This window comes from Bradyrhizobium sp. (genome assembly GCF_050014615.1).
GTDB lineage: Bacteria > Pseudomonadota > Alphaproteobacteria > Rhizobiales > Xanthobacteraceae > Bradyrhizobium.
The window spans coordinates 25479-50523 of record NZ_JBEKCZ010000008.1 but is presented as its reverse complement, the minus strand read 5'-3'; the positions used below and the strand labels follow the sequence as shown (position 1 = coordinate 50523).

Below are 25045 nucleotides of genomic sequence, written 5' to 3'. Positions count from 1 at the left end.
CGTCGCGGCTGTGAACGAACGCGTTTATCAGTGAGAGCAGGATGGCAAGCGCGTAGCCAACCGCGCGAGGCCACGCGGGCCTGTCGATGTGTCTGCCGGCGAACAGGTCGATTGCAAAAGCGACGACGGCGAGGCCCGCCAGTATCAGACCTGCAGTGATCAGCCAGATGGAGAACCGCTCCCACAACACATTGAGCGTTTGCCAATAGACAACATCGGTGACCAAAGCACCGATGAAATAGGCAGCGGAAAATGCCACCAGCATTCTGTGGATCGGTCGCCCGCCAGATTTTGCGGTTGACCTAAAATCGGTATTCCCCACGAAACGAGCTTCCGTGATTGTCGCGTGCTGCTGCATGTTTCAACCCTTCTTATGATCCCGCGCGTCTTGATCTCCAAAGCGCCGGGCGCTGATCTCCGGTTCCGTATGGGCGATGTCAAAGCGTTCTATCGAGCATTCGACCCCGTGGAGGCGACGTAGGTCTGTTCGCCCGTCGGCACCATTAAATTGAAAGTTAAGCTGGCATCGGTCGAAGGGCGTTTATTTGTGCGGCCTTCAGACGGAGGACGCGAAATGGTCAAGCCAACCAATATCGATGAGGATATTGCCCTGACGCGCCGGCGATTTCTGCGCAAAGGCGGCGCTTTGCTGGGTGGCGGTGTTATCGCGGGCACTCTTGCCGGAGGCGAAGCGCTGGCGACGAACGAACGTTCCGACAACCTTCCGCCCAATGTTCCGGAATGGATGAAGGCACCCGGCGATCCCATGGGGAGTCAGCCTTACGGAACGCCTTCGCCGTTCGAGAAGGCTGTCATCAAAAATATTCCAAAGGGGCTTCCGCAATATCTATCCGCGTCTGGACGAACGCCGCTGCAGGATCTCGATGGCATCATCACGCCGAACGGGCTATTCTACGAACGCCATCATGGTGGTGTTCCCACGATCGATCCGGCACAGCATAGGCTGATGGTCCATGGTCTCGTCGACAGGCCGTTGATCTTCTCCATGGATGACATCCGACGCTTTCCTTCCGAATCGCATGTCTACTTCCTCGAATGCTCGGCCAACCCAAACTACAGGAAACCGTACGGCAAGACCGCCTCCGACCTCGTTGGTCTATTGAGCTGTGCCGAATGGACCGGGGTCAGCCTGAAACGCGTGCTTCGGGAGGCCGGATTGCAGGCCGGCGCGAAATGGGTCGTCGCCGAGGGCGCGGACGCGGCAGCATTGACACGAAGCGTTCCCATCGAAAAATGTCTTGATGATGCGATGCTGGTGTACAGCCAGAACGGTGAGCGGCTGCGCCCGCAGCAGGGCTATCCGCTACGTCTGCTGTTGCCTGGATTTGAAGGCAATATGAGCGTGAAGTGGCTCCGCCGTCTTCGCGTCGCCGCCGAGCCGACATATTCACGTGAAGAGACGTCGAAATACACCGACTTGATGCCGGATGGCTCGGCGCGCGAGTTCACATTCTATATGGAAGCGAAATCCATTATCACGCGTCCCTCGGGCGGCCAGCGGCTGAGCGTACCCGGATTTCACGAGATTAGCGGCATCGCCTGGAGCGGCCACGGCAAGATTAATCGCGTCGACGTCTCGGTCGATGACGGCCAGAGCTGGCAGGAGGCGCAGCTGCAGGAACCGGTGCTGACGCGAGCGCTGACCCGCTTCAGGCTTGCGTGGCATTGGGACGGCCAGCCGGCCGTCATGCAAAGCCGCGCAGTAGATGAAACCGGTTACGTGCAGCCGACGCTGGCCGAACTTCTCGCGGTTCGCGGCGAAAATTATTATTACCACAATAATGCGATCTGGCCCTGGCGCATCGGAACTGATGGCGAGGTCACCAATGCCCACGCGTAAACTTCAGGTCGCAGCCTTCGCCACGCTCGCGCTGTCATGCGCGACGGGGATCCACGCGCAAAACTCTTATGGCAGCGGGCGTGCTGCCACACCTGCCGAGATCGCGGGCTGGAATATCGATATCGATCGTCATGGCAACAACCTTCCACCAGGAAGCGGCGGTGTCTCACGGCCGCGAGGTTTTTGATAGGCAGTGCGCGGCTTGCCATGGCGCCAACGGCGAGGGCGGTATTGGCGACCAACTGGTCGGTGGGCAGGGCACGCTTGCGACGCCGAAGCCGGTGAGGACCGTCGGCAGCTATTGGCCGTACGCTCCGACCTTGTTTGATTATATCCGCCGCGCCATGCCCCAGAACGCGCCGCAATCGCTAACCAATGATGACGTCTATGCGGTCTCAGCCTACATCCTTCATCTGAATGGGTTGCTGCCGGCCGAGGCGACGCTCGACCCCAAGGCGTTGAGCGCGATCAAGATGCCGAACGGAAATATGTTCGTCGGCGATTCACGACCCGACGTCGAAAACCCGGCATGCATGAAAGACTGTTAGAGCAGCACTGCACGGAGAGGGCGGCTCGTCACGATTGGGAAATCGAACAAATTTCCTTGATAACGACGATCGATCAGCGAACGCTTTTGTGTTGGTCGTCAGCGGCCAAGCCAGACGGTACTTTTGTTTTCTGAAGTCAAATTTAATGGCGCATTGAGAGTGTGAAACCCACCTGGAGGGCAGAGCGAATGAAAGCTCAGAAACCGGTGTGTTGATGGTCGTATGGAATCGGACCTCTCATCTCACCTTCACAAGGCGCAGAAGCGAGGTGCAGTTGCCCGGACCGAGGCGCCAGATTAATGGAGATAAAAATGCGAAAGACAGTTCTAACCATTCTTGGCGTGTTGCTGATTGCCGGATCTGCGGGTCAGATGGCCAACGCGTCAGAGCATCACGTGCGTCGGTCGGATTATCGCGGAGCCTATAATCAGGCAAACGAGTCCTTCTATGCAATCCCACAAACGCGTGCGGGCCGGAACATGGAAAATTTTGGCTTTAGCGGCAGGGACCCGTCGAGGGTAGGCGGCGAAGATCCGTCACTCAACCCCCCGAGCTAATGGGCTGATGGCTGCTTCCGAGACAGTCTCGGAAGCAGCCAGCCACTAAGCCAGCTTTGCAAGGCCCGATTTTTCTTCTTCACACCGCAACACCATCATCGCCCTGAGAGGGGATGCAGGACGCATGAAGCGAGGTGCAATTGCCTCGACCGAGCGTCAGACTTACGGAGATAAAAATGCGAAAGACAATTCTAACCATGCTTGGCGCGTTGCTGATTACCGGATCGGCAGTTCAAATGGCCACAGCGTCCTCTTATCACGTTCGCAAGGCGTACAGTGCGCCTGTAGCCGCGAGCGAGCAATTCCGCAACGCTAATAACTCAACTGACGGCCGTGCGAAAACCTTCTGCAGCCAGGAAGCGGGAAATCCCTACGACGAGCAGACCGATTACATGGGGTGGTCCGCTTTTCGACAGAGCGGCGAATGGGACAGCCGGAACGACTGTCAGTAAACTATTCCTTTGCCTTTTCTGCCTCTTCGGATAGCGAAGGCGGCACTGATCCGGGCAAGACAACAAGAACAAAAGGGCGGCCGAAGGCCGCCCTTTTGTCCTGCCGCCGACAGACGGGAGCGGTCAATGGTTCGGGAGCAAGGTCCCTCGCTAGGCGCAGCGAAGGAATCTTTTCCCTCAGCAGCCCGGCGGCGATACGCCCGGCGTTGCGGCAGCGCCCGTGGCGTTGGCCGGCGCCATGGTGCCTGGCGTTGCCAGATTCATCGTCGTGCTCTCCGCGCATGCCGAGGTGTTTGGCGTTGGCATAACCGACATTGTTGGATCGATGCTGGTGCCGCCGAGCTGCGCGATGTTTTGCTGAATCGTGCCGGGTGACGTGTTCATCGGAATGTCTGGCGTCGAGAGCGGCAAAGCCGCGCCATTGGTCGGCGGGCCTCCGTAGGTAGAACTGCATACGACGTTCGAGGGGCTGCCGAGCGGAGCTGCGGGCGATATGGTCCCGGTTGTACTTCCGCTGATCGATGCGGAGCTCATTGTCGATGGCCCCAATGACATTGCTGTCGTCGCGCTTGTGCTCGCTGTTGACGCCACGGTAGTCCCCGGCGCCACGCTGGTCCCCGGCGTCGTGACGATGGTGCCCGGCGGCTCGATCGTCCCCTGCGGCAGGATCACGACCGTCCCCTGCGGCAGGGCCGTGCCCAGCGGCACGAGCGTCCCCGGCGTTCCAAACGTCGATTGGCTACCGGTGCCGCTCGACGTTGGGCTCGCCGTCACCGGGCCTGATGAAGTAATCTGTGTCGGAGACGCTAAAGCGGTTTGCGAGGATACTGGAGAGCAGTTGATGCTGGTCCCCGAGGCCGTGGGATCAAGCGCCAGCGGTACTGGCGCCAGCGTCGTGTCGAGAGCACCCGGTTGGGTCGCCGCGGAGAACGGGCTCGGGCCATTGAGCGGGGATGTCAAGATGGTCCCGGGCGTAGACGGAAGTCCCATGGCCGTGGTGCCCATGGTGGAGACCTGCGCCAGGCTGGCGTGACAGCCTAACAGCAGAGCGGCTGCCAACAAGTGTCGCATTGTGATCGCCTCCTCCGTGCCGATTTAGCTCTTCTGCGCCTTGCGCGTCGTGACCTTGCTGCCTTCCGCCAGGTCGATCATCGGATTGAGGATGACTTGATCGCCCGGCTTGACGCCATCGTGCACTTCGACCTCCGTGCCGAAGTCACGCGCGATCGTGATTTTCTGCAGATGAGCGCTGCCATTCTCGACGACCGCGACATGTACGCCGTTCTGATCGAACACCACCGCATCGGCCGGTATGATCATCGATGGTGTTTTGCGTGGGATGAAAAGCTCGACGGTGCAATAGATGCCAGGACTAAGCGCGCCGTCCGGATTGGGGACGTCAATCTCGGTCAGCAGCGTTCGGCTGCCGGGCTGTAATGCGCTCGCTATGCGCGTAACCTTGCCGGGAAAGCTCCGACCCGGTATCTCGGGGACGCGGACCACCGCGTCGACACCGGGTTCAACCCCGAAAGCCTCATCCTGGGGGATGAACACCTGGATGCGGATCACGTCAGGGTGCATCAGCGTGAACATGAAGGTCGATCCTGAAGTCACCAGGCTGCCGTTGTCGATGTTGCGCTGGGTGATCACGCCATCGAATGGCGCTACCACGCGCTGGTAGGCCTTCTCCTGCTCGAGAACTCGAATCTGGGCTTCCTGGGCGGCAATATTGGACTGAGCCACGCCCACCGCTGCTTGTTGCGCCCGCAGCGTCAGGCGATCGTTGTCGCCCTGCTGAAGCGTGAGCCATCCCTGCTGGACCAGTTTGCTGTCGCGCGCATTAGTGACGTCGGCGAGATCGCGGCTTGCCTGCGTCTGCTGCAGCGTCGCCTGAATCTGGGCCAGCGTCGCCTTGGCTTGCGTAATCTGATGATCGAGCTCGGGGGCGGTAATGTCCGCCAGCAGGGCTCCCGCTTTGACCCGATCGCCAATATCGACCTGACGTTTCTCGATATATCCACTGGTGCGCGCGAAGATATTCGCTGCCTCAAATGCCGTCGTCGTCGCCGGCAGGGTGACAGTAATTTTGCTGTCGCTGGCGCGGACCGCGGCTACGCGAACGTCGGGAACAAGAGTCCGGCTCCGTTGGCCGGTAGCCGCGACGTCGAGCTCGGCCTGGTAGTGGCGCCAGGCACCGATTCCAAGGCCGCCCACGAGCAAAAGCAACGCAATTCCGCCGAACAGCGCCCCTCCGTAACGACGTCGCCGTTTGCGGCCCGTGTTGGGCAGCGCGACGATGCGATCGGTTTCCGGATTATCAGGCCGGCCTCGCACGCCTTCATTTTTGGGTCGCATTTGAATCTCGATCATGCCTGAATTTCCTCGAAAACGCCATGGTGGGGTTTCCCGTCGTTGCCCTTGCGCAGCATGGCGAACAGGTAAGGCACGATCAGCAGGGTTGTCGGTGTGGCGAACAGCAGGCCGCCGATGACGGCGCGCGCAAGCGCGGCGTTCTGTTCCTCGCCGGCGCCGCCGATCGCCATCGGAATCATGCCGACGATCATCGCGGCTGCCGTCATCAGCACGGGACGGATTCGGGTGTGGCCGGCGCTCAGCGCGGCCTCAAAGGCGGAGTGCCCCTTCAGCTGTTGCTCGCGCGCGAAGGTCACGAGCAGAATCGAATTCGCCGACGCGACACCGACCGCCATGATCGCTCCCATCAGCGACGGCACGCTCAGCGTGGTCCCGGTGATGAACAGCATCGTGACGATGCCACAGAGCGTCGCCGGCAGCGCCAGAATCACGACGAACGGATCGCCAAAGGTCTGGTAATTCACAACCATCAGGAGATAGACGAAGACGGCGGCGAACAGCAGCCCGATGCCAAGGTTCCGGAAAGAGTCGTTCATGCTCTGGATCTGGCCGACCACCTGAATTGAATTGCCCGGCTTCAGTTGCTTCTGCAGCTGCGTCGTGACCTTGTTGATGTCGGCAGCGACACTGCCGAGATCGCGGCCCTGGACGCTGGCATAGACGTCAAAAACCGGCTGAATGTTGGTCTGGTTGGAGTTGGTTGCAACCGTGTCGCGCTTGAACGTCGCCACGTTGCTGAGCATGCCAGGGACCGTTTGGCCGCTTACTGCAACCGAAGTGGAGACCGGCGTATTGGCAAGCGCGTTCAGCGAGTTGATTTGCCGTTCCGGCGTTTGCACGGCCAGATAATAGGGAATCCCCGAGGTCAGATCGGTCCAGAAATTGGGCGATACCTGCACCGACGAGCTCAGGCTGACATTGATGTTGGTGGCCACCGTGCTCGCATTGAGGCCGAGCTGCGCGGCCCGGGTCCGGTCGATCTCGGCGTAAAAATCCGGACCGTCGACTTCCTGCTGCAGATGCGCGTCGACGATGCCCGGAATCCCGGCAAGGCCTTGACGGAGCTCCTTTGCAACCGAAAGATTGTTCTTGTCGCGCCCCACCGTCCGGACGTCGATCTGAGCGGGCAGTCCGAAGTTCAGAATCTGTGTGACGATATCGGCCGCCTGGAAATAAAACGTGTCCTCCGGGAATGCGGCGGGCAGGACCTCGCGCAATTTCTTGACGTAGTCGGCGGTCGGCTTGTGGCCCTCCTTGAGCGCCACCTGGATGACACCATCGTTGATTCCGATCGTCGAGCCGTCGGCGAATGCCAGATTGTAGGCTCGCGCCGGCAGTCCGAAATTGTCGACGATCAAGGAGCGTTCGTTCTCCGGAATGATTTCGCGAATCTTGTCCTCGACCGCCTGGAATATCGCCTCCGTGCTTTCAATGCGGGTGCCCGCAGGCGCGCGAACGTGAAGCTGGATCTGGCCGCCGTCGATCAGCGGGAAAAAGTCGCGTCCGACAGACAGGAACATTACCGCGCCGAGGCCGAGTGTCAACGCGGTGACGATAGGGACGATAGCCCGCCGGTGAAGCAGCGTGGTGAGCAATTTCAGATATCCCTCACGCAGTTGCTCGAAGCCGCGGTCGAATGCTGCGGTCATCCGCGAGAAGAGTCCCGCGGGGGGGCCGTCATCTGGTTGATGGTGTTTTTCGCCCTTCAGGAATAAGCCGATCGTGATCGGGGTCAGGGTCCGTGATAATCCGTAGGAAGCCAGCATCGCGAAGACGACAGCAAGCCCAAGCGGGGTGAACAGGTACTTGGCGGGTCCATCCAGGAACACCACGGATGTGAACACGCAACTGATGGCGAGCGTCGAAACCAGCGTCGGCACCGCGATTTCGGCCGCGCCGTGCAGCGTCGCCTCGGAAAGCGGCATGCCCTCTTCTGTCCACAGACGGTGGGTATTCTCGATGGTTACGGTCGAATCGTCGACCAATATGCCAACCGCCAGCGCAAGGCCGCCAAGCGTCATGGTGTTCAACGTTTCGCCCAGAAAATACAGCACGACGAGCGACGACAGGATCGCCAGCGGAATTGAAATCATCACGACCAGCGTCGAGCGCCAGGAGCCGAGGAAAATCAGGATCATCAGCGCGGTGAGCCCAGCCGCGATGGCGCCTTCGCGCAGCACGCCGGTGACCGAGTTTGTAACAAATATCGACTGGTCGAACAGCTCGCTGATTTTGAGTCCGGCGGGCGCGGCGGCGCGGGTCGCTTCCAGGGCCTTCTTCACGCCGTTGACGACGGCCAGCGTCGAGGCATTGCCGTTCTTGATCACGCTGAGCAACACCGAGCGCCGGCCGTCCTCGCGGACGACGTTCTGTTGCACCATCGATCCGTCGCGAACCTGTGCCACGTCCTTCAAAAGGATCGTGGCGCCGTTGGCGAACTTGACCGGCATCAAGTTGAGGTCATTGACCGTCGCCGGTGTGGCATTGGTCCGCACGGTATATTGGATATCTCCCATTTTCGCCGTCCCTGAGGGCAGCGTCAGGTTCTGCGTATTGACCGCGTTTACGATGTCGAGCGGCGTCAGTCCCCGGGACAGAAGCTTGTCCGGGTCGATATCGACCATGATCTGACGATACTTGCCGCCAGCCGGTGTCGGCAGCGTGACGCCGGGAACCGGCGCCAAATCCTGCCGGATGCGGTAGATGCCGAAATCGTAGAGTTGCTGCTCGTTCAAATTGTCTGAACTGAGACTGAGCTGGAGCACGGGAACGCTTGAGGCGTTGAATTGCACGACGATGGGCGGCTGAATGCCGGGTGGCATCAGGGAGCGAATGGAATTCGTGGCAGAGACGATCTGTGCGATGGCGAGGTCGAGATTGACGTCCGGCTGGAAGTAGATCTTCTGGACGGACAGGCCATTCAGGGTCTGCGCTTCCATGTTCTTGATGCCGTTGACGTTGGCACTGATGGAATATTGGCTGTAGGTGCTGACGCGCTGTTCCATTTCCGGCGTGGTGAGGCCGGTGTACTGCCATATGACAGTCACCACCGGAATGCGGATCTCCGGAAAAATATCCGTCGGCATCGACCGGATGGCGGCGACGCCGAGAAACAGGATCAGAGCCGCCACCACATAAAACGTGTGTGGAAACCTCAGCGCGAAGCGAACGATACCCATAGCTAGTTCCGATTCTTTCGTGTCATCGCGTCTTCAGCAACTGCGAGTTTAGCGTTCTGTAGGCCGGTAAAGCCGCGGCAATAACCGGTAATCAGTTGGTGTCGTGGCCGACTAGTCGCCGCATGCGCTTTGCACGATCGATACCGCGTCGCGGGTAGGGAAGGTTTGCCTCAAAGCGTCGTCGAGTTGTTCATCGGCGCGACGCCATTTGGCATATTTCGCTGGCGGTCTCGCTTAGCGTGTCTTCTTTTGAAGTTTATTTGTTGGCCGATCGCATTTGTCATTCATTCCGGCCTCCTCTTGGACTTGAGTTCTCCGACTATCAGGGACGAAAAGCGGAAAGGCCCGGAATGATCCGCGGCGCGAGGGTCGCTGCGAGCCCAGCGCATCATTCGACCGGGTTCGTCGATCGGAAGGCCGCTGACGCAGGCCAGCCGGAGCTTCAGCAGGTCGTTGGCACCAAACTTCCCTTTTTTGCTTCTACTGGAGCGAATCCAGTTCCCGGCGCCGGCGTGCCATTCGAAGGCAAAGTGGATGGCGGTCTTCGCACCTGTCCAAAGCTCCTTAATCAGCCGGCATCCCAGCTCATTCGTCCATGTGCGGATCAGGGACGCGACTAACTCCTGTTGGCCCGATGCGAATTCTGCGTGGGGCTGCCAATCGCTATCGATCGCGTACGCGAGCGGTACGCGCAGCGGATGGGTGTTCCATCCGCGCTCCGCGGCACGCACTTTACGAATGGCCGCTGCTTGACCAAACGGAGGAAAGAGGTGGTCGAGGTCCAGCATTCTTGTACCTTCAGCGACAGGCGGCAATTGAGAAGACATTGAGTGGAGATCCGCTGCTTAAGCTAGAGCTAAGTCGGTTGCACAAAATGCGCTCGCGAAATGCAAGAAACCAATTCGACGAAAGCACTCAGGTAAAATCTCGCCTGGACTCAAATGTTTCAATTAAATCCCCGTTCACAATCCCGAAATCATCGCAGCCTGCCAAGGCCGGTCGGTTGCTTCACGTGGTTGTTATGACGGAGAAGGTGATTTGATTGTTCACGCCGGCGTCTTCCGCCCGTGAACATGAGGCTCAACAGCCCTTCTAAACTCGAATTCATTTTCGCGGATATGCAAGCTCGGGTGGGCTGCCAAAAAGGCAACCTGCCATCGGTCCTGCTTTGTCGCGTTTTGAAAGATTAGTCAGCGCGTTCGTTCCTGGGCGCTGCGCAGTGTTTCAATGCATTTTTCCAGGCCCATCTGCTCGAAATCCGAAAGCGGTGGGTAGAGGACGTTGTGGCAGCCCTCTCGCCCGACCACGCTCGGCAGCGACAGCGTTACGCCATACTTCGAACTGTAGAACCCTATCGGAACGACAGCGCGTTCGTCGCGTAGTACAATTTCGGCGATTCGGGCACAAATCATTCCTATCCCATATTGGCTGGCTCCAATCCCCTCGATGATAGTAATGTTTGCGTAGCGAACCTCTTCCTCGATCGCCGCTCGGATGTCGGTCGGCTTCGGGTCGTATCTTCCGAGAGCATCCGAGATCGGGACGCCTCCGACGCGGGCAGCGGACCAGTGAAAAATCTGGGATGTTCCGTGTTCGCCGAGAACCTGCGCATCGATATACGCAGGGGCGACGTTGAGGCGTCGGCCGAGGTGCACCCGAAAACGCAGACTGTCGAGCAAGGTCCCGGTACTGAGGACGCGGTCGTGGCCCGCCAATTGCCGTGTCAAATAGGCGAGTGGATCGGGAGGATCGGTCACCACGAGCAGCACGGCATCCGGAACTGCCGCGACGACCTGTGGGATTACATCGCGATAAACCGCCGCATTCGCGTCGAGCAGGCGTAACCGTCCCTGCGGATCGCCACGATCGGTCGCGCCACCGGTTTTTTCGTTGACCCCGACGGTAATCATGACGAGTGCGGCACCGGCCAGATCCGGGTAGTCCCCATCCGTTACCGTGGTGACGGATGACAGTGGCGCCCCATAGCCCATGTCAGTCGCCATCCCTTTGGCTCGATCCCGATTGCGGTTGACGAGAATAATCTCGCTGGCGCAGCCGTTTATCAAAGTCGCGAACGTGCACGCCGCGCCTACAGCTCCCGCCCCGATAATTCCGATCTTCATGGTGTGTCCTCGTCGACGCGTCTTTGTTTCAGCAAGATACCTACGAGCCATCATTCGGGCTCCACTTAACTGACGCCGTCGGCTCTAAATTTGTGTCGGCGGCCGGAAGTCTGCAAGAGCGAGGTCACGCCGCCTGGTTCAATTTAACGAGGGACCGCCGTGAGCCCGGCTTGCGCGATTTGCACGTCATGCTCCGGCGTATCGAAGCTCGCGCCGATGGCACCGATCACCTCGCCATCGACGACAATGGGAAGTCCGCCCTGCATCTCGGTGAAGCCCTGCGCCGTAACGGCAGCAATGCGACCGTGGTTGATTGCGTCTTCGAGCGCCTGACTAGGTTTCTTGAACAGCGCGGCGGTTCGGGCTTTGCCAGGCGCAAGCTCCACGCTGGCGAGGTAGGCGGCATGGTCCATGCGCTCGATCAGGATCGGCCAGCCGCCGTCATCGACCACCGCCACAACGCCGGCCAGGTGATTGCGGGTTGCCTCCGATTCTGCGGCCGTGACGATCTTTCGCGCAATCTCCAGGGTCAGCACCTTCTTTTCCGCAAAAGGTGCTGCCGCGGCGGGCTGGAGCAACGCGACCGCTCCGAGCACGATGCCGCATGCGACGACGATGCGCATGATGGTTTCCTTCTTTGGCGACTTATATGATCAGTGCGTCGGTCCATCAAACTGACCGCGTCACCGTTGCCTCATTTCGAGGCGAGATGTACGCCGTTTTCAGCAGCAAGCTTCTCGGCGCGATGCAAATGGTCCACGATCTTCGGGAGAGTCTGGCGCGCGAACTCCTTGAGGTCAGGATCGGCGCCGTTCTGGATCTCCTGTTCGAACAATGCCGCATTGCCCTTCTGATATTCGACCTGGCCATTCACATAATTCCGGTCGAACGTGGCGCGATGGTCCGCCTCGAGCGTGAAAATCATCGCATCATAGGCGCCGTGCAGAAGCGTGTTCGACGGGGTGATGTTTTTCTGCTTGAGGATCACGTTCAGCGCGTCGACGACCGGAATATGGCTCGTGACCATCAAATGGGCGTAGCTGCGGATCGCAGCGCTCGTGGCCTTCGTTTCAGCCAGCCGGCCGGAATCGACCTGGAAGGGAGCGCCCAGATTTGCTTGGCCGACAAAATTAAAATCAACGGCGTTGAGTGTCGCCGGCGCCTCCGGCGGTACGGCGGTTTGCGCAGTGGCGACCGCAGTGCTGGCCGACCAAAGCAGAATGCAGGTTAAGCCAAGGCTGGCGATACGATTTGTTGCAGTTGCCCGTTTCATTTTAGAAAGCTCCATTTATTTGTGGTCTCTATGAACGGAGGTAGGTCGCCCGTGACGACAATCAAGCCGATGAATCCCGGTGTCGGCAGGAATTGCGCAATACGAACCAAACTTAGCAAGGCGAGTATAGATATCGATCGGATCGCCGAAATGAACTTCCGCGTTCGGCGCGAAGCAAACCTTGTAAATTCGTTGGTACGCACGGAATGGGAACTGCCCGGCCAAAAATGCCGCTCCAATGCCAATTGGGAGCGGCGCGTGTGACGCGCCGCTTAATCTCCTCAAATAGCCCGCGACTCTTTGGGGGAGATGTTGCGGCAGAAACATCGAAAACATGTCAAGGTTTAAGCGCGGTGTTGCGGGGTCGCGACCAAACGCAGCACGCTCACCACGCATCCGACCGCGGCAAATCCTGCACCAAGCACCAGGGCGAGCGTGGCGCCCTCACGACCGACGAGGCCGAAACACAGTGCCGCAAGTGCTGCTCCGGTCGTCTGTCCCATCAGGCGTGCCGTTGCCACCACGCCGCTCGCGCTTCCACTGCGATCGGCGGGCGCGCTGGACATCAACGCCTTCATGTTCGGCGCCTGGAAAAACCCAAATCCGGATCCGCAGATGGCCATGCGCCAAACGATATCGACGACATGCGGGCTTGCCGGAAGCATCGCCAATAGGGCCATGCCCAGGCTCAGCAACGCGAGACCGACGCCGCCGAGGATTCCTGCGGGATGACGGTCGGATAGGCGTCCGGCGATCGGCGCCATGATGGCCACCACGAGAGGCCAGGGGGTCATGAAAAAGCCGGTCTCGACCTGTGACCGGCCGAGAATGTCCTCGAAGTAGAATGGCAGGGAGACGAAAGCCAAACCCTGAACCGCAAACGAGCAGATCGCGGTGGCAGTGGACAGCGCGAAAATCGGCCTGCGAAACAGGTCGATTGGCAGCACGGGCGCTGGAGAATCCGCCTGTCTGCGGATCAAAACCCAGCCAAGCAACACGGCAGAGACAACCTCGATCGCTACCAGCCCAGGCGGCGCATGATGGGCCGCGCTTCCGACCCCTAGAATGAAAAGACCAAGACAAGCGGCAGCCAGCAGCGCGCCGGTAAAATCGAAGGCGTGCGACGCTGTTGGTGTGCACGGCAAGGTCTTCAGGCCGATCAACATCGCAACAACGCCGAAGGGAATGTTGATGGCAAACAGCCAGGTCCACGGCCCGACCGCCAGGATGCCGGAGGCGATGGTTGGGCCGAGCGTGAAGGCGGCTGCGACCACCAGCGCATTGTGTCCGAAGCCTCGGCCCTGCTGGCGCCCCGGATAAACGAAACGAACCAGCGCGGTATTCACACTCATGATGCCGCTGGCGCCTAGACCCTGCAGCACCCGTGCCGCCAGCAGGCTCGGTAACGACCAGGCGCAGGCACAGCCCAGCGACGCCAGCGTAAACAGCAACAGGCCTGGGAGATAAATCCGGCGGTGACCCACGACCTCGCCAAGCGCGGCGAGCGGCAACAGCGTTGCAACCAAAGCAATCTGGTAGATGTTCACCACCCAGATGACATCGGCTGGGCTGGCATGAAGATCCGCCGCGATAGCGGGGAGAGCGATGTTCGCTATCGCCGTATCGAGCGATGCCATTGCAAGGGCGGTGAAAATCGCAGCGGCGGCCCATCCCCGGCGTTCTGCCTGCAGACCATCGATTGCAGACGGGCTATCCGCCGAAATGGTTTCCGTCGACATTCGAGAAGCTCTCCAAGATGCGGGATGAAATACGGATTCGGTCTGGTCAAGCTGGATTGCCTACAGATCTTTCCCGGTCTCAAGGTTTTCAATTAAATCGCTATTTAGCGTTTTAAGGTCGGGCAGCGACGCTAATTGCCTCCGGATCTCGATATGATGACGGCTACGAGCGCGACATCACGACACGTTGGCTGTGTTCACCGGCAGAGTGAACTGAAACGCGGCCCCGTGGGGTAGGTTTGTCGTGGCCGACAGCCGGCCACCGTGAGCTTCCACGATCGAACGGCAGATTGAGAGCCCCATGCCCATGCCGTCGGACTTGGTGGTGAAGAAGGCGTTGAACAGCCGATCCGCGTTCTCGGCGGAGATTCCGACGCCGCAATCCGTCACACTTAGGAGCACATGTTGCGCCTCGTCCTGGCGGGATCGGATCACAAGCTCACGCGGCCGATCCGTAACCGGTTGCATCGCTTCAATACCATTCATCACCAGATTGATAATCACTTGCTGCAATTGGACCCGATCGCCCAGGATCATGGGCAAAGCCGGTTCCAACTCCATTTGCAGCGACGCCTGGTGGCTGATCAACTCACGCTGCACCAGCACAACGACCTCCCTGACGACGTTATTGATGTTGAGCGGCGTCTTCTCAACATCGGTCTTGTTTGCGAGCGCCCGGACGCGCCGGATTACCTCGCTCGCCCGGTTGCCATCTTCTATCACCCATTCCACCGAGCGGCGCACTGCGTCCAGGTCAGGAGTTTCGCGATCGAGCCAGCGCAGACCGGCCTCTGCGTTAGCGATGACGCCGGCAAGTGGTTGATTCACCTCATGGGCGATGGAAGCTGTCATTTCGCCTAGCGTCGTTACGCGCGTTACGTGTGAGAGCTCCATCTGGGCATCGAGGAGGCGTTGCTCGCTGGCGCGCAGCCTGTCTTCTGCCCGCTTCCGGTCGGACAAGTCGAGTACGAAAGCGACAACCTCCTCTCGACTTCCCTCCAAGGTTACCGCACCGACGAGCACTGGCACGCGGCTCCCGTCTTTCCGGAAATACTCCTTTTCGCGCGGCTGGATAGATCCAGTCGCCTTCAGTTTTGCTACCGCCTTTTCATCGGAGTCGCGCCATTCGGCCGGCGTCAGATCCTTCCATTGCAGTCGACCCGAGATAAGGTCTTCACTGCGGTAGCCCAACATGCCGAGAAAAGCTTCGTTGGCTTCGATGATCTGGCCGTCAACAGCCCATATCATTATGCCAATGATATTAGCGTCGACCAGCCGGCGGATCCTCGCTTCCCTTTCCCCGAGATCGTTGTAGAGACGGGCGTTCTCAAGCGAGATCGCCGCTTGCGACATCAGCAACTCCAGTACTGCGATCCGGGTGGGCGTGAATACGTGCGATGCCAGATTATTCTCGAGGTAGAGCACCCCGATCAGCTTGGACTGCTTTACCATTGGCAGGCAAAGGACTGACCGGGCGTGCTTCCGGCAGATGTATTCATCGGCCGAGAAGGCATTTTGCACCAAGGCGTCATCAATTATCACGCTTTCCCTCGTTCGGATCACGTAATACAGCAAGGATTCGGGAAGATGGGCCGGTGAAACGACCGTCTCGCGCAGGGTAACTTCGACTTGGCCGCGACCGGTCGTCGCTTCCGCCGCGATCCTCGGCTGGTCGCCCGGGAACAGGATAAGCAGCCCACGCTCGGCACCGGCATGCTCGACCGCGATCCTCATCAGCCTTTCGATAAGCTTGTCGAGGACGATCTCGCTCGATACCGCCTGTGCGGCCTTGAGCACCGACCCGACATCCAGATGCTCGACAGGCGCGCCAATGGTAGTGGTGGGAGATGCATGGGCAGGCGCGTCGCGGAGATGCGGATGAAGACGTTCGAGTTGCCGCACCTTGCCATCGGCTCCCCAACGCAGATAGCCGTAGCGGGCATCCTGCAAATACACGCGGGCAATCTTTTCGAATCCGCGCGCCGCGTAGAAGCGGGAAGCAAGTTCATTGGCGAGCGCCTCATTGTGAACAAAACCGTGGGCGCGGGCCGAGCGGATGGCCTGTTCGTAGAGGTGCTCTGCATCGAGCTCCCGGCCTTCGAGGCGAGCGATCTCGGCAGCGACCAGCATCGCACGGTTTACGAAATTCTCGGGGCAGTTCTCCGCCCACACCTCGAGCTGCTTGTGATGGGCGGCAAGTGCCTCCAGATGGTGGCCCCGATCGTCGGCGGATGCCGCGTCGCACTGCGCCGCTCGCGCGAGTGCTCCGAAAAAATGGAATTCAGCCACCTCAAAGAATGAGGGCGACGTCCAGAGAAGCTGCTGTGCCTTCGATGCTGCCTCGATAGCGGAAACATAGTCGTTCGCAAAGACGCGCGCTTGCAGCTTGCGAACCCAATACCAGCATTCAGGAAGCGCCAAACGTGAATCACTCTGCAAGTGATCTTCGAACTGGCTCTCGCTGAACCGCTCATCATTGAAGGAACCGAATTCCGGCGTCAGGCCGCGCAGAGTCCGGATCAGTCCGAGCTGCGCGGTGATGATGTCGATAACGAGACCGAACCGCGCCTTCTGCGCAAAGTCTAGCCCATTTTCGGCCTCGCGCTGCGTATCGCCGAGCGGATCGCCGGCTGCGAGAAGATTGGTGTTCAGGTTGTTGCAGCTGTAAGCCGCAAAGGTGAGGTCACCGATTTTGTTTGCGGCGTCGAAAGCGCGACGCACCAAATTCCGGCCGGTTTGGATGTGCCTTGTCCAGGGCATAACGAGATTCCCGAAGGACATGTAGGCACGGGCTTGGTAGCGGTGCAGTCCACGCTTCTCCACCAGATCGTACCCAAGTCTGCCGAACCGGAATCCAGCCCGGTAATCGCCAAAGTGCGGTCCGAGAATCATACCAAACCAGACATAAGCGAAGCACGATCCATCGCTGTTACCGTGCTCCAGGCTGAGATTGACCATCCGGCAAATCACGAGTGAGAGCAGGTTCTCGTCGGTAAACAATGCCGGTGTCACGACCTCGGTCAGGACATCGAGAGTCGCGTGGACCTCCGGATTGCTCATCAGCGGCAAGTCGACGAGTGCCTCTATGGGGCGGCTCCCGACGTGCTGCCATATCCGCTCATATTCCCGCCGGACATCGTCCGTTGTCGGATGCGGCGACCAGTGAACGCCGCCCCTTTGGAGGAATTCAAGGCACACCTCCACGCCGCGGTCGCTCCGATCCAGGGTCGTGTACAACGTCAGCTGCAAGCACGCCACGGCGGCGATGTCGACGAGGTTTCCGGCGTGGTGCGAAAGCGTGATGAGCCGTTCTTCCGCCGCCGCCAGATCGGCGGTCAGCAGCTCGCACTCGGCCCAGTGGTACTCGATCGAAAAGGTGATTTCGTATTGATGCTCCCAACTGTCCTCCGCCAGCAGCGCGCGGCCGGCTGCGAGATAACTTAGTGCCGAGGCGTAGGCTGTCGAAGTCTTTGCGCGCTTGCCTGCAATCAGATTGAGTTCGGCGACCCGGTCGCGCTCTTCCTGCGATTGGATCAGCGCTGCACCGCGGTCAAGTTGGTTCACAATCTCGAAGATCTTCTCCTCTAGCTCTTCCGGGGGTGCCTGTGATGCAAGCACTCGGCCAATCCGAAGATGTGCCGCCGCCCGGTCGCCTTCAGGGATGAGCGAGTAGGCCGCCTCCTGAACGCGGTCATGAATGAACGCGTAGGAACTATCCAGGCGGAGGATTAACCCCGTGCGGGCAGCCTCCCAGAGCGCAGTGTGGATCCATTCTTCCGATACCCCGCGAACCAAGATGAGGGTAGCGATCTCTGCCACGTTCCCCAGACAGGCAAGTTTCTTGAGTGCCTGCTGCGTCGTGTCGGGCAACCGCTTCAGCTTCGCGACCATGAACTCCACCACGTTGTCGGTGTAGCCTTTGGCGCGGATGCGCGCTAAGTCCGAGATCCAGGCCGCCGCGTTCGCGTCGAAGGCAAGGAGCCCTTCCTCGGCCAGCCCTGTGAGGAATTGGATCGCGAAGAACGGATTGCCGCCCGTCTGCTCATGCACCAGCTGCGCCAGAGGATGACCCGAATCCCGATTGCAGTGCAGGGAGTCGACCACAAGTCGGCCGACATCGTCGAGCTCAAGAGGTGCCAGCACGATCTCCTGGATCGGCGCGCCCGCTTTGCGGATTGCATCGAGTGTCCGCATGAGCGGGTGAGACGGACTGACCTCGTTGTCGCGGTAGGCCCCGACCAGCAGAAGGTGGCTCACTTCCGAGTGCGTGACAAATTGCTCGAGCAGGTCGAGCGTTGCTGTGTCCAGCCATTGCAAATCGTCGAGGAACAATGCGAGGGGGTGCTCCGGCCGCGCGAACACGCCGAGGAACCGTCGGAATACCATCTGGAAGCGGTTCTGCGCATCCTGCGGCGGGAGGTCCGGAACCGGTAGCTGTTTCCCGATGACGAATTCGACCTCGGGGATGAGGTTGATGATAAGCTGGCCGTTCGGGCCCAGCGCCTCGGTCAGGGAGTCCCGCCACGGCCCCACCTCCGCTTCGCTCTTGGCGAGGATCTGACGGACGAGGGTCCGGAAGGCTTGTGCCAGGGTCGTGTAGGGGATGTCGCGCTTGTACTGATCGAACTTGCCGGACGCGAACAGGCCGCGCAGCGGAACCAGCGCCTTGTGCAGTTCGTTCACTACGGAAGATTTGCCGACCCCGGAATAACCGGATACGAGCACGAGTTCTGGTTTGCCGTGGGCCACGACGCGGTCGAAGGCTGTGATCAGGGCATCGATCTCACGCTCCCGCCCATACAGTTTCTCCGGGATCAGCAGCCGGTCCAACGGATCGTGCGTTCCCAGCGGGAACGGATCGATGCGACCACGCGTCTCCCATTCCGCCAGACTTCGCCGCAGATCGACCTCGATGCCCGCGGCGGTTTGGTAGCGCTCCTCGGCGGTCTTGGCGAGGAGCTTCATCACAATGGCCGACAGCAGGCCCGGGATGCCTGCGACCTGCTCGTTAGGCGGCACCGGTTGCCGCGCGACGTGGCAATGCACCCACTCAATCGGATCGGCGGCGGTGAAGGGGAGCCGCCCCGTCAACATTTCGTAGAAGGTGACACCCAGCGCGTAGAGATCACTGCGGGAGTCCACCGAGCGGTTCATCCTGCCAGTCTGTTCCGGCGCCATGTAGGCAAGCGTCCCGGCGATTACCTCCGGGGGCGCGGGCGCTTGATGCTCGCGCGGGAGACGCGAGGCGATGCCGAATCCTGTCAGCCACACGCCGCCGCTTGCCCCGTCCACCAGGATGTTCGCCGGCTTGATGTCCTTATGAATAAGCCCTCGCTCATGCATTTGGCGGAGCGTCCCCGCCAGGGGGATCGCGATGCGCAGGAAATGCGGTACTTCCAGTGGCCGGCCAAGCAGTCGATCCACCGGCGCACCGCCGGGATCCTCAAGCACCAGCGTCAAGCGGTCGTTGTGGTGCGTCAGCGCAATTGGTCGCGCTGCCCAGTCAGCATCAAGCTCCGCCTTGAGCGCATATTCGTGTACAAGCCGCTGGATGGAACCGAGCGATGTTTCTTTCGCGGCAACGAGCAGGATTGGCGCCAAGCCGTTACCGGAGCCCCGGTAGAGAGCGATGTCTCCTTCCCGTAGCGGCGCAAATTCGTAGCTCGAGAGCTCCTTCACGAAGGCTTCCTGCCAGGAGGATTGCTTGCTTGAATCAATTAGGCGACGCCTGATCTCGTCCGTCAATCCAAAAACAGAAGCAGAAAATGTGATCGTATCACGACCCCGTGCTCTATTTTGGCTACAGGTTAGCGCTTCTCCTGAATGGCGGCGATGCCTCCTCGAGTTCGGGCCCGTGAAACTCGAACGCCAGCTGGGCGTCAAAGGTCGGTCCGGACACCCGCACCCTCCTGAATGCGCCAGGCGTGCGTGTTTTGCAGCTGCAGATGGGCAGACACCTGCCGAATGACGCAACTATTTGAATAGAATATCTAACTGCATAAAATCAAATTCGGCGCTCTAAACCGCAATTTAGTGGCGGCGGCAGGCCATCTTTCTATTTTTAACCGTGTCAAGGCGACGCCGAGAGATACATCAGCGTTTCGCACAGCATGTCCTCGAATGGAGCAATCGGTCTCGGGCGGCGAAACCAGGCTCGCGAGAGTTGGGAGGGGCGGAGCGAAGGCGTGTAATCGACTTACCCCTGCAGCGCCGTGCCCTTTCCAGAGCTGGGATTGGAGCGGCACGATCGATAAGTGATGGGTGAATTTATGGCGACGAGAACCATGTTGGCCCGCGCATCCGTCAGAATCTTCCTGGCTGCGGGCTTGCTCGCGGCGGCACAAGATCCCGGTCAAGCGCAGGATTTCGGCCAGGTCGGCCCACCCCTGGAGACCGTGAAGGCGTTCGGCGATGATTTCCGACTCGTCGGCATCGGTGTTTCAGCCAAAGGCAGGGTGTTCGCGACGGCGCCATCCTCCGGGGTTCGTTCGCGCTTCAGTATGTTAGAGGTCGATCCCAAGACCGGCGTGGTCACGCCTTATCCCGATGTCGCCTGGAACAATTTCAGCGAACAAGGGGATGGCAAATCGCAATGGATTTCTGTGCAAGCGCTTTGGGTCGACAAGGCGGATCATCTTTGGGCACTCGACTCGTCGCTGTCGAAAGTCGATCAAGAGCGCTTGCCGCCGAAGCTCGTCGAGTTCGACCTGTCCAGCAACCGCGTGATCCGGCAATATGATTTCAAGGGCGTGGTATCGGCCAAGGACTCTCTGAACGATGTGCGGATCGACACGGTGAACGATTCTGCCTATCTCACCAATGCCGGGAATAAGGGCAGCCTGGTGGTGCTCGATCTGAAGACGGGGGAAGCCCGGCAGGTGCTGGTCGGCGACCGCTCCACCTTTGCCGATCCCAGCCAGCATCTGATGATCGGCAGCGCAGTCGCGTTGCGGCCGAATGGCTCGATCGTGGCTACCCAGGCCGATGGAATCGCGCTTTCTCCGGATGCGCAGTGGCTCTATTACCGGCCGTTGACCGATCATAATTACTGGCGCGTGCCCACTGCAGCCTTGCGCGATGCCAAGCTCACCGGCGAGCAGCTCTCCGGGAAGGTCGAGTATCTCGGCAGTTCCGTGCTGAGCGGCGGTTGATCATGGATGCAAACGGCACGCTTTATGGTGGCGATCTCGAACACCACACTGTGGTTGCACTGTCCATGACTCCGGACCAAGAGCTGCGCTCGAAAATCTTTGTCAGTGACCCCTCAAAACTTTCCTGGGCAGACGGTTTTGCGATCAGCGGCGGTTATCTCTACATCGCCGATTCCCATCTCTGGGAAGTCGCGTTCAAGAACAATCTGCCGCGCTCCGGTCCCTTCACTATCTTCAAGGTGAAGCTTCCGCATTAACCGTAGCGCGATACCGCAAGGGGGGCCATCGCTGTAATTAGAGCTTCGACGACCGCGAGGCAGCGCCGCAAAGCGCGACATCTACGGGGCATCTGCGCGATTATTTCGCGGCGGAAACCTCCTCGGGCTCGTCGACGTAAAGCTATACGGAACATTGCACGGAGAACGCAAATGACGACAATGAAAGCCCTCCGCTTCGGAAAATACGGGCCGCCGTCGGTCCTCTCGATCCAGGAATTGCCTGTGCCGGATATCAAGATGGGAGAGGCGCTGGTCGAGCTGCACGCCTCCGCCATCAATCCCAGCGACGTAAAAAACGTCGCCGGCGCCTTCAAGGCCGCCCTGCCGCGCATTCCCGGACGAGACTTTGCCGGAGTGGTGGTGGCCGGCGACGGTTGGAAGGGCAGAGAGGTCTGGGGCAGCGGAGCGGGATTTGGCGTTTGGCGCGATGGCACTCACGCGCAATATGTGGTCGTCAGTGCGGACGGGCTCTCCGAGAAGCCGGCGCATCTTTCAATGGAGGAGGCGTCCACTGTCGGCGTTCCCTATCTCGCCGCGTGGTCGGGTCTGGTTGATGCGGCCAATATCCAGGCGGGAGAGACCGTGTTGATCACCGGTGCCCTGGGCGCGGTCGGCAGGGCGGCCACGCAGATCGCGCACTGGAAGAAGGCGAAAGTCATCGGGGCGGATATTTCCGACAAGCCCTCCGACGTCGACGTTTTTGTAAATACCAAGGCTAAGGAGCTTCCTGTCGAGGTCAAAGCCTTGACGAATGGGAAGGGCGCCGACCTGGTGTTCGACGCCGTCGGCGGCCCGATGTTCGAACCGTGCTTGAAGTCGCTTCGGCTCGGCGGTCGCCAGGTGGCAATTACGAGCATAGGTAACGGGCGGGTCGAATTTAGCCTGATCGACTTCTATCACAATCGTCTGCACCTGATGGGCGTCGATACCGTGAAACTTACAGGTCCTGCAATCGCCGGAATCATGGATCAACTTCGAGCAGGCTTCGAGGGAGGCCATTTGCGAACATCGCCGGTTCAGAAATGGTCGTTGGATCAAGCGACCGATGCCTATACCGCCGTCGAAGAGGGAATTGGCTTAAACAAGCATGTCTTTCTCCCTCACGGAAACTGAGTATGCGCGGCATGCGCGCCGTTACCGGCCAAGGAGCATTCGATGCGGTCTTATCTCGCTTCTCTTATCTTGGGTGCGGCGGTCGGCGTCGTTTATGCGCTCGTTAAAGTGCGGTCTCCGGCACCGCCCGCGATCGCACTTCTCGGCCTCCTCGGGATGCTGGCTGGTGAGCAGGCCGTATCGCTCGTCAGATCGCATTTATTCAAAAGCGGCGTCCAACTCAACGCTACCTCAGGCGATCGCGGTGAAGCGGTGGTCTCTGACGAGGTCCGCGGGCGCTGAGAATGGACGGCGCTTCTGACATTGCCGCGATTTGGGAGTACGGATGCTCGTCAGTGTAGCGGGCTCTTTTGAGGATCGCGAGCGATGCCCCCGGCCTTGAACACTGCGAGAAGCCAGAACGGCAGAGCCGTGAAGAGACATACCAATGCGGCGACCGATCGAATATCCTGCACCTGCCACGGGTGACCGACAGGATCAGCTAACACAGTGGCAGGTTCACTGCCAAGCAACAGGCCGAGAATCGGAGCCATGATGATTGACGTGTAGGCGAATAGCGGCGTGGCCCAGTATCCGGGTATTTTCGTATACGTCGCGAACCTGCGTCTGGCGAACAAAGCAGAGCATTGGAAAAACACATATACCGTCAGATACCAGCCCAGGAAATTGCTCACAGGGACGCCGAAATAACTACCGCCATTGTGCCATACCCAGCTGCCGTTGATCGTCGACATCATCGGATCAATCGTAAGATCCCAGGACACCATGATGAAACTTGCGATCACAGGCGTTACGAACCATAGCAGGCCGGCCAATCTGGTGTCCTCATCGCTGAGAATAGTACGAGCCAGCGTCCATGAGAGATAGCCCATGCCGAAATAGGCGGGCCCGATCAGCAGGGGCACCAGGAAAAGCTTGGGCCCAATGGCATTGCTGTAGTGGTACCAGCCGAATGGGAAGCCGGTCATGATGCTGAGGTTCTCAAACGCGTTGCTCACGCCGAGACAGACGACCAGGAAGAACAGGATGCCGCGCCAACCATAGGTCGATGCGCCATGCAGCAATCCGAATAGCGTCAGGGACGACGCCATCATCGCACCGCCCACTCCCTGTGGCAGGTGCAACACGACGGTCGCCACATGCGACGTCACGCTGGCTGCCGCTACCACCCAGAGCAACGGTGACATCCAGCCGTGGGTCGAGTATTGAGCGGTACCCGTTCGGAGATTCATTGTCATTGGTCCCCCGTCGCGTAGCCGAACTCCTTCAGATAGCGGGGGATGAACAGCTCGCGGCCTTTGATCCGGGAGGTTAGCCATCTTCCTACCAGCATCCCGTTGCGCAGGATTGGCAACGCGCTGGCCCCGTCGCGCGGGCCCAGGGGCACCAGGATGCCGCGTGTAGGCCAGGGCTTGTAAGGCGCGAGCGATTCGATTGTCTGGCCGGCGAGCAAGGCCGTGATGGTTTTTGCGAGCCACGGTACCTGCCTCGTGATGGCGACGATCGTCATGGCGTCCCCTGTCGCCGCTGCATCGCCGAGCGCGAAGATGTTACGGAAGCCGGCAGGCCGCAACCACCCATCGACCACGACGCGACCCTGGGCATCGAAACTTGTTCCCGGCATCTGGCGGAAAACAGCCGTTGTCGGCCGCGCGCCGAGCGCTGGAAAGACGAGTTGTTCCGCTCCGCCGAGGCCTTCGCCCAGCGAGCCCGTGAAAGGATGATCGGTGGCCGCCAGGCCCTCAACCCGATGGTTGAAGCGCAGCAGCACTCCCTTGTCTCGCAACTGTGTTGCGAGCGTTTCGGCCAACCTGTCGGAGTAGCCTGGCATCAGGGATGGCGAACCCGAAACAAGCGTAACCGCCTTGCCAGGGTAGGCGCTGGATATTTCGCCGGCGAGCTCAGTGCCTACTGCGCCACCACCGACGATGGCAACGGCTTTCGCGCTCATGAGGTCGCTATGGGCTGTCCGAAGGCTGTCGGCAAAGACCTGGGTTGACTCGCCCAACGGCTTGAATGGGCTTGCGTAGTGCGAGCCCGTCGCAAGCACGACGATGTCGCCTTCGATATGCTCGCTACTGACGAGCGTGACGCCACTGCTCGACGCGCCGATAACGACGCTCTGCCGGACGCTGCCCCGGCGAAGCAGGCGGTCGTATGGAATCAAGATGCGATCGAGCAGCGAGGGGTCGACGACGCCGCGAATCGCCGCGACGTTGTGTACGAAACGGTCTCGCGCGTCGACAAGTTGGACCTCGGCCACCTCGTCCAGCGCCCTCGAAAGAGATGTGCCTGCGTAACCGCCGCCTACAATGATGACTCGCTTCACCATGATTTCTCGTTTAAATCAGGCCGTGATACTGTCCGACCGGACAGTGTTTGTTCATAGAGTACTTTC

Annotated in this window: 19 protein-coding genes and 1 pseudogene; 8 read left to right on the top strand and 12 right to left on the bottom strand. The window is 59.9% G+C overall.

The window, feature by feature from the left end; all coding sequences use genetic code 11:
- A partial coding sequence (locus ABR948_RS02565; RefSeq protein ID WP_428113858.1) for a DUF2231 domain-containing protein occupies positions 1-358 on the bottom strand: 358 nt, incomplete at its 3' end.
- Between the two features lie 216 nt (positions 359-574).
- Here ABR948_RS02565 and soxC point away from each other — a divergent pair.
- The 3 genes and pseudogenes from soxC (at position 575) to ABR948_RS02550 (ending at position 3418) form a co-directional block, all read left to right on the top strand.
- Positions 575-1861, top strand: coding sequence for a sulfite dehydrogenase (gene soxC, locus ABR948_RS02560; protein WP_428113856.1), 1287 nt, complete (start codon positions 575-577; stop codon positions 1859-1861).
- Positions 1848-2409, top strand: a pseudogene (locus ABR948_RS02555) (c-type cytochrome). The gene soxC and the pseudogene ABR948_RS02555 overlap by 14 nt, the downstream one beginning before the upstream one ends.
- Before the next feature lie 733 nt (positions 2410-3142).
- Positions 3143-3418, top strand: coding sequence for a hypothetical protein (locus ABR948_RS02550; RefSeq protein WP_428113855.1), 276 nt, complete (start codon positions 3143-3145; stop codon positions 3416-3418).
- Between the two features lies 1 nt (position 3419).
- On the opposite strand, the gene ABR948_RS02545 is transcribed toward ABR948_RS02550, so the two are convergent.
- Complete coding sequence (locus tag ABR948_RS02545) at positions 3420-3872, bottom strand: hypothetical protein (protein WP_428113853.1); 453 nt, start codon at positions 3870-3872, stop codon at positions 3420-3422.
- A gap of 39 nt (positions 3873-3911) precedes the next feature.
- Between ABR948_RS02545 and ABR948_RS02540 the strand changes: the two genes are divergently transcribed.
- Entirely contained in the window at positions 3912-4451 is a 540-nt protein-coding gene (locus tag ABR948_RS02540; protein WP_428113851.1) for a hypothetical protein, read from the top strand.
- A gap of 62 nt (positions 4452-4513) precedes the next feature.
- Here the strand turns inward: ABR948_RS02540 and ABR948_RS02535 are convergent, their stop codons facing one another.
- The 8 genes from ABR948_RS02535 to ABR948_RS02500 all read right to left on the bottom strand — a co-directional run bounded on the left by ABR948_RS02535 (position 4514) and on the right by ABR948_RS02500 (position 19784).
- The gene (locus ABR948_RS02535; RefSeq protein ID WP_428113849.1) at positions 4514-5788 is read right to left on the bottom strand and encodes an efflux RND transporter periplasmic adaptor subunit; all 1275 of its coding nucleotides are present in this window, start codon (positions 5786-5788) and stop codon (positions 4514-4516) included.
- Positions 5785-8970 carry an efflux RND transporter permease subunit gene (locus ABR948_RS02530; RefSeq protein WP_428113847.1) on the bottom strand — a complete coding sequence of 1062 codons (3186 nt, stop codon included), beginning with the start codon at positions 8968-8970 and terminating at the stop codon, positions 5785-5787. The genes ABR948_RS02535 and ABR948_RS02530 overlap by 4 nt, the downstream gene beginning before the upstream one ends.
- Before the next feature lie 284 nt (positions 8971-9254).
- Positions 9255-9758: a DUF1348 family protein gene (locus ABR948_RS02525; protein WP_428113845.1), complete on the bottom strand. Its 504-nt coding sequence runs from the start codon at positions 9756-9758 to the stop codon at positions 9255-9257.
- Between the two features lie 402 nt (positions 9759-10160).
- On the bottom strand, positions 10161-11093 hold the full coding sequence (locus ABR948_RS02520; protein ID WP_428113844.1) for a lactate/malate family dehydrogenase: 933 nt from the start codon (positions 11091-11093) through the stop codon (positions 10161-10163).
- 143 nt (positions 11094-11236) lie between these two features.
- Positions 11237-11716 (bottom strand): GlcG/HbpS family heme-binding protein, encoded by a 480-nt coding sequence (locus tag ABR948_RS02515; RefSeq protein WP_428113842.1) that lies wholly within the window; start codon positions 11714-11716, stop codon positions 11237-11239.
- Between the two features lie 71 nt (positions 11717-11787).
- Positions 11788-12366, bottom strand: a complete 579-nt coding sequence (locus ABR948_RS02510; protein ID WP_428113840.1) for a DUF4142 domain-containing protein — start codon at positions 12364-12366, stop codon at positions 11788-11790.
- Between the two features lie 344 nt (positions 12367-12710).
- Positions 12711-14105 carry an MFS transporter gene (locus ABR948_RS02505; protein WP_428113838.1) on the bottom strand — a complete coding sequence of 465 codons (1395 nt, stop codon included), beginning with the start codon at positions 14103-14105 and terminating at the stop codon, positions 12711-12713.
- 177 nt (positions 14106-14282) lie between these two features.
- Positions 14283-19784, bottom strand: coding sequence for a trifunctional serine/threonine-protein kinase/ATP-binding protein/sensor histidine kinase (locus ABR948_RS02500; protein WP_428113836.1), 5502 nt, complete (start codon positions 19782-19784; stop codon positions 14283-14285).
- 716 nt (positions 19785-20500) lie between these two features.
- On the opposite strand from ABR948_RS02500, the gene ABR948_RS02495 reads away from it, so the two are divergent.
- From ABR948_RS02495 to ABR948_RS02480, 4 genes are all read left to right on the top strand, one after another.
- The gene (locus tag ABR948_RS02495; protein ID WP_428113834.1) at positions 20501-21256 is read left to right on the top strand and encodes an L-dopachrome tautomerase-related protein; all 756 of its coding nucleotides are present in this window, start codon (positions 20501-20503) and stop codon (positions 21254-21256) included.
- A 2-nt stretch (positions 21257-21258) separates the two neighbouring features.
- On the top strand, positions 21259-21513 hold the full coding sequence (locus ABR948_RS02490) for a hypothetical protein (protein ID WP_428113832.1): 255 nt from the start codon (positions 21259-21261) through the stop codon (positions 21511-21513).
- 171 nt (positions 21514-21684) lie between these two features.
- Positions 21685-22647: a quinone oxidoreductase family protein gene (locus ABR948_RS02485; protein WP_428113830.1), complete on the top strand. Its 963-nt coding sequence runs from the start codon at positions 21685-21687 to the stop codon at positions 22645-22647.
- Positions 22648-22689: 42 nt separating this feature from the next.
- Positions 22690-22929, top strand: coding sequence for a XapX domain-containing protein (locus ABR948_RS02480; RefSeq protein WP_428113829.1), 240 nt, complete (start codon positions 22690-22692; stop codon positions 22927-22929).
- Between the two features lie 50 nt (positions 22930-22979).
- Here the strand turns inward: ABR948_RS02480 and ABR948_RS02475 are convergent, their stop codons facing one another.
- Both ABR948_RS02475 and ABR948_RS02470 read right to left on the bottom strand, forming a co-directional pair.
- Positions 22980-23879 (bottom strand): carotenoid biosynthesis protein, encoded by a 900-nt coding sequence (locus tag ABR948_RS02475; protein WP_428113827.1) that lies wholly within the window; start codon positions 23877-23879, stop codon positions 22980-22982.
- 2 nt (positions 23880-23881) lie between these two features.
- Positions 23882-24979 (bottom strand): NAD(P)/FAD-dependent oxidoreductase, encoded by a 1098-nt coding sequence (locus ABR948_RS02470; protein WP_428113826.1) that lies wholly within the window; start codon positions 24977-24979, stop codon positions 23882-23884.
- Positions 24980-25045 lie beyond the last annotated feature (66 nt).

Bases quoted from the DNA above. Each gene is read 5' to 3' on its own strand.
- soxC (WP_428113856.1), top strand. From the start codon at position 575: ATGGTCAAGCCAACCAATATCGATGAGGATATTGCCCTGACGCGCCGG.
- ABR948_RS02550 (WP_428113855.1), top strand. From the start codon at position 3,143: ATGCGAAAGACAATTCTAACCATGCTTGGCGCGTTGCTGATTACCGGA.
- ABR948_RS02545 (WP_428113853.1), bottom strand. From the start codon at position 3,872: ATGCAGTTCTACCTACGGAGGCCCGCCGACCAATGGCGCGGCTTTGCC.
- ABR948_RS02540 (WP_428113851.1), top strand. From the start codon at position 3,912: ATGGTCCCGGTTGTACTTCCGCTGATCGATGCGGAGCTCATTGTCGAT.
- ABR948_RS02535 (WP_428113849.1), bottom strand. From the start codon at position 5,788: ATGATCGAGATTCAAATGCGACCCAAAAATGAAGGCGTGCGAGGCCGG.
- ABR948_RS02530 (WP_428113847.1), bottom strand. From the start codon at position 8,970: ATGGGTATCGTTCGCTTCGCGCTGAGGTTTCCACACACGTTTTATGTG.
- ABR948_RS02525 (WP_428113845.1), bottom strand. From the start codon at position 9,758: ATGCTGGACCTCGACCACCTCTTTCCTCCGTTTGGTCAAGCAGCGGCC.
- ABR948_RS02520 (WP_428113844.1), bottom strand. From the start codon at position 11,093: ATGAAGATCGGAATTATCGGGGCGGGAGCTGTAGGCGCGGCGTGCACG.
- ABR948_RS02515 (WP_428113842.1), bottom strand. From the start codon at position 11,716: ATGCGCATCGTCGTCGCATGCGGCATCGTGCTCGGAGCGGTCGCGTTG.
- ABR948_RS02510 (WP_428113840.1), bottom strand. From the start codon at position 12,366: ATGAAACGGGCAACTGCAACAAATCGTATCGCCAGCCTTGGCTTAACC.
- ABR948_RS02505 (WP_428113838.1), bottom strand. From the start codon at position 14,105: ATGTCGACGGAAACCATTTCGGCGGATAGCCCGTCTGCAATCGATGGT.
- ABR948_RS02490 (WP_428113832.1), top strand. From the start codon at position 21,259: ATGGATGCAAACGGCACGCTTTATGGTGGCGATCTCGAACACCACACT.
- ABR948_RS02485 (WP_428113830.1), top strand. From the start codon at position 21,685: ATGACGACAATGAAAGCCCTCCGCTTCGGAAAATACGGGCCGCCGTCG.
- ABR948_RS02480 (WP_428113829.1), top strand. From the start codon at position 22,690: ATGCGGTCTTATCTCGCTTCTCTTATCTTGGGTGCGGCGGTCGGCGTC.
- ABR948_RS02475 (WP_428113827.1), bottom strand. From the start codon at position 23,879: ATGAATCTCCGAACGGGTACCGCTCAATACTCGACCCACGGCTGGATG.
- ABR948_RS02470 (WP_428113826.1), bottom strand. From the start codon at position 24,979: ATGGTGAAGCGAGTCATCATTGTAGGCGGCGGTTACGCAGGCACATCT.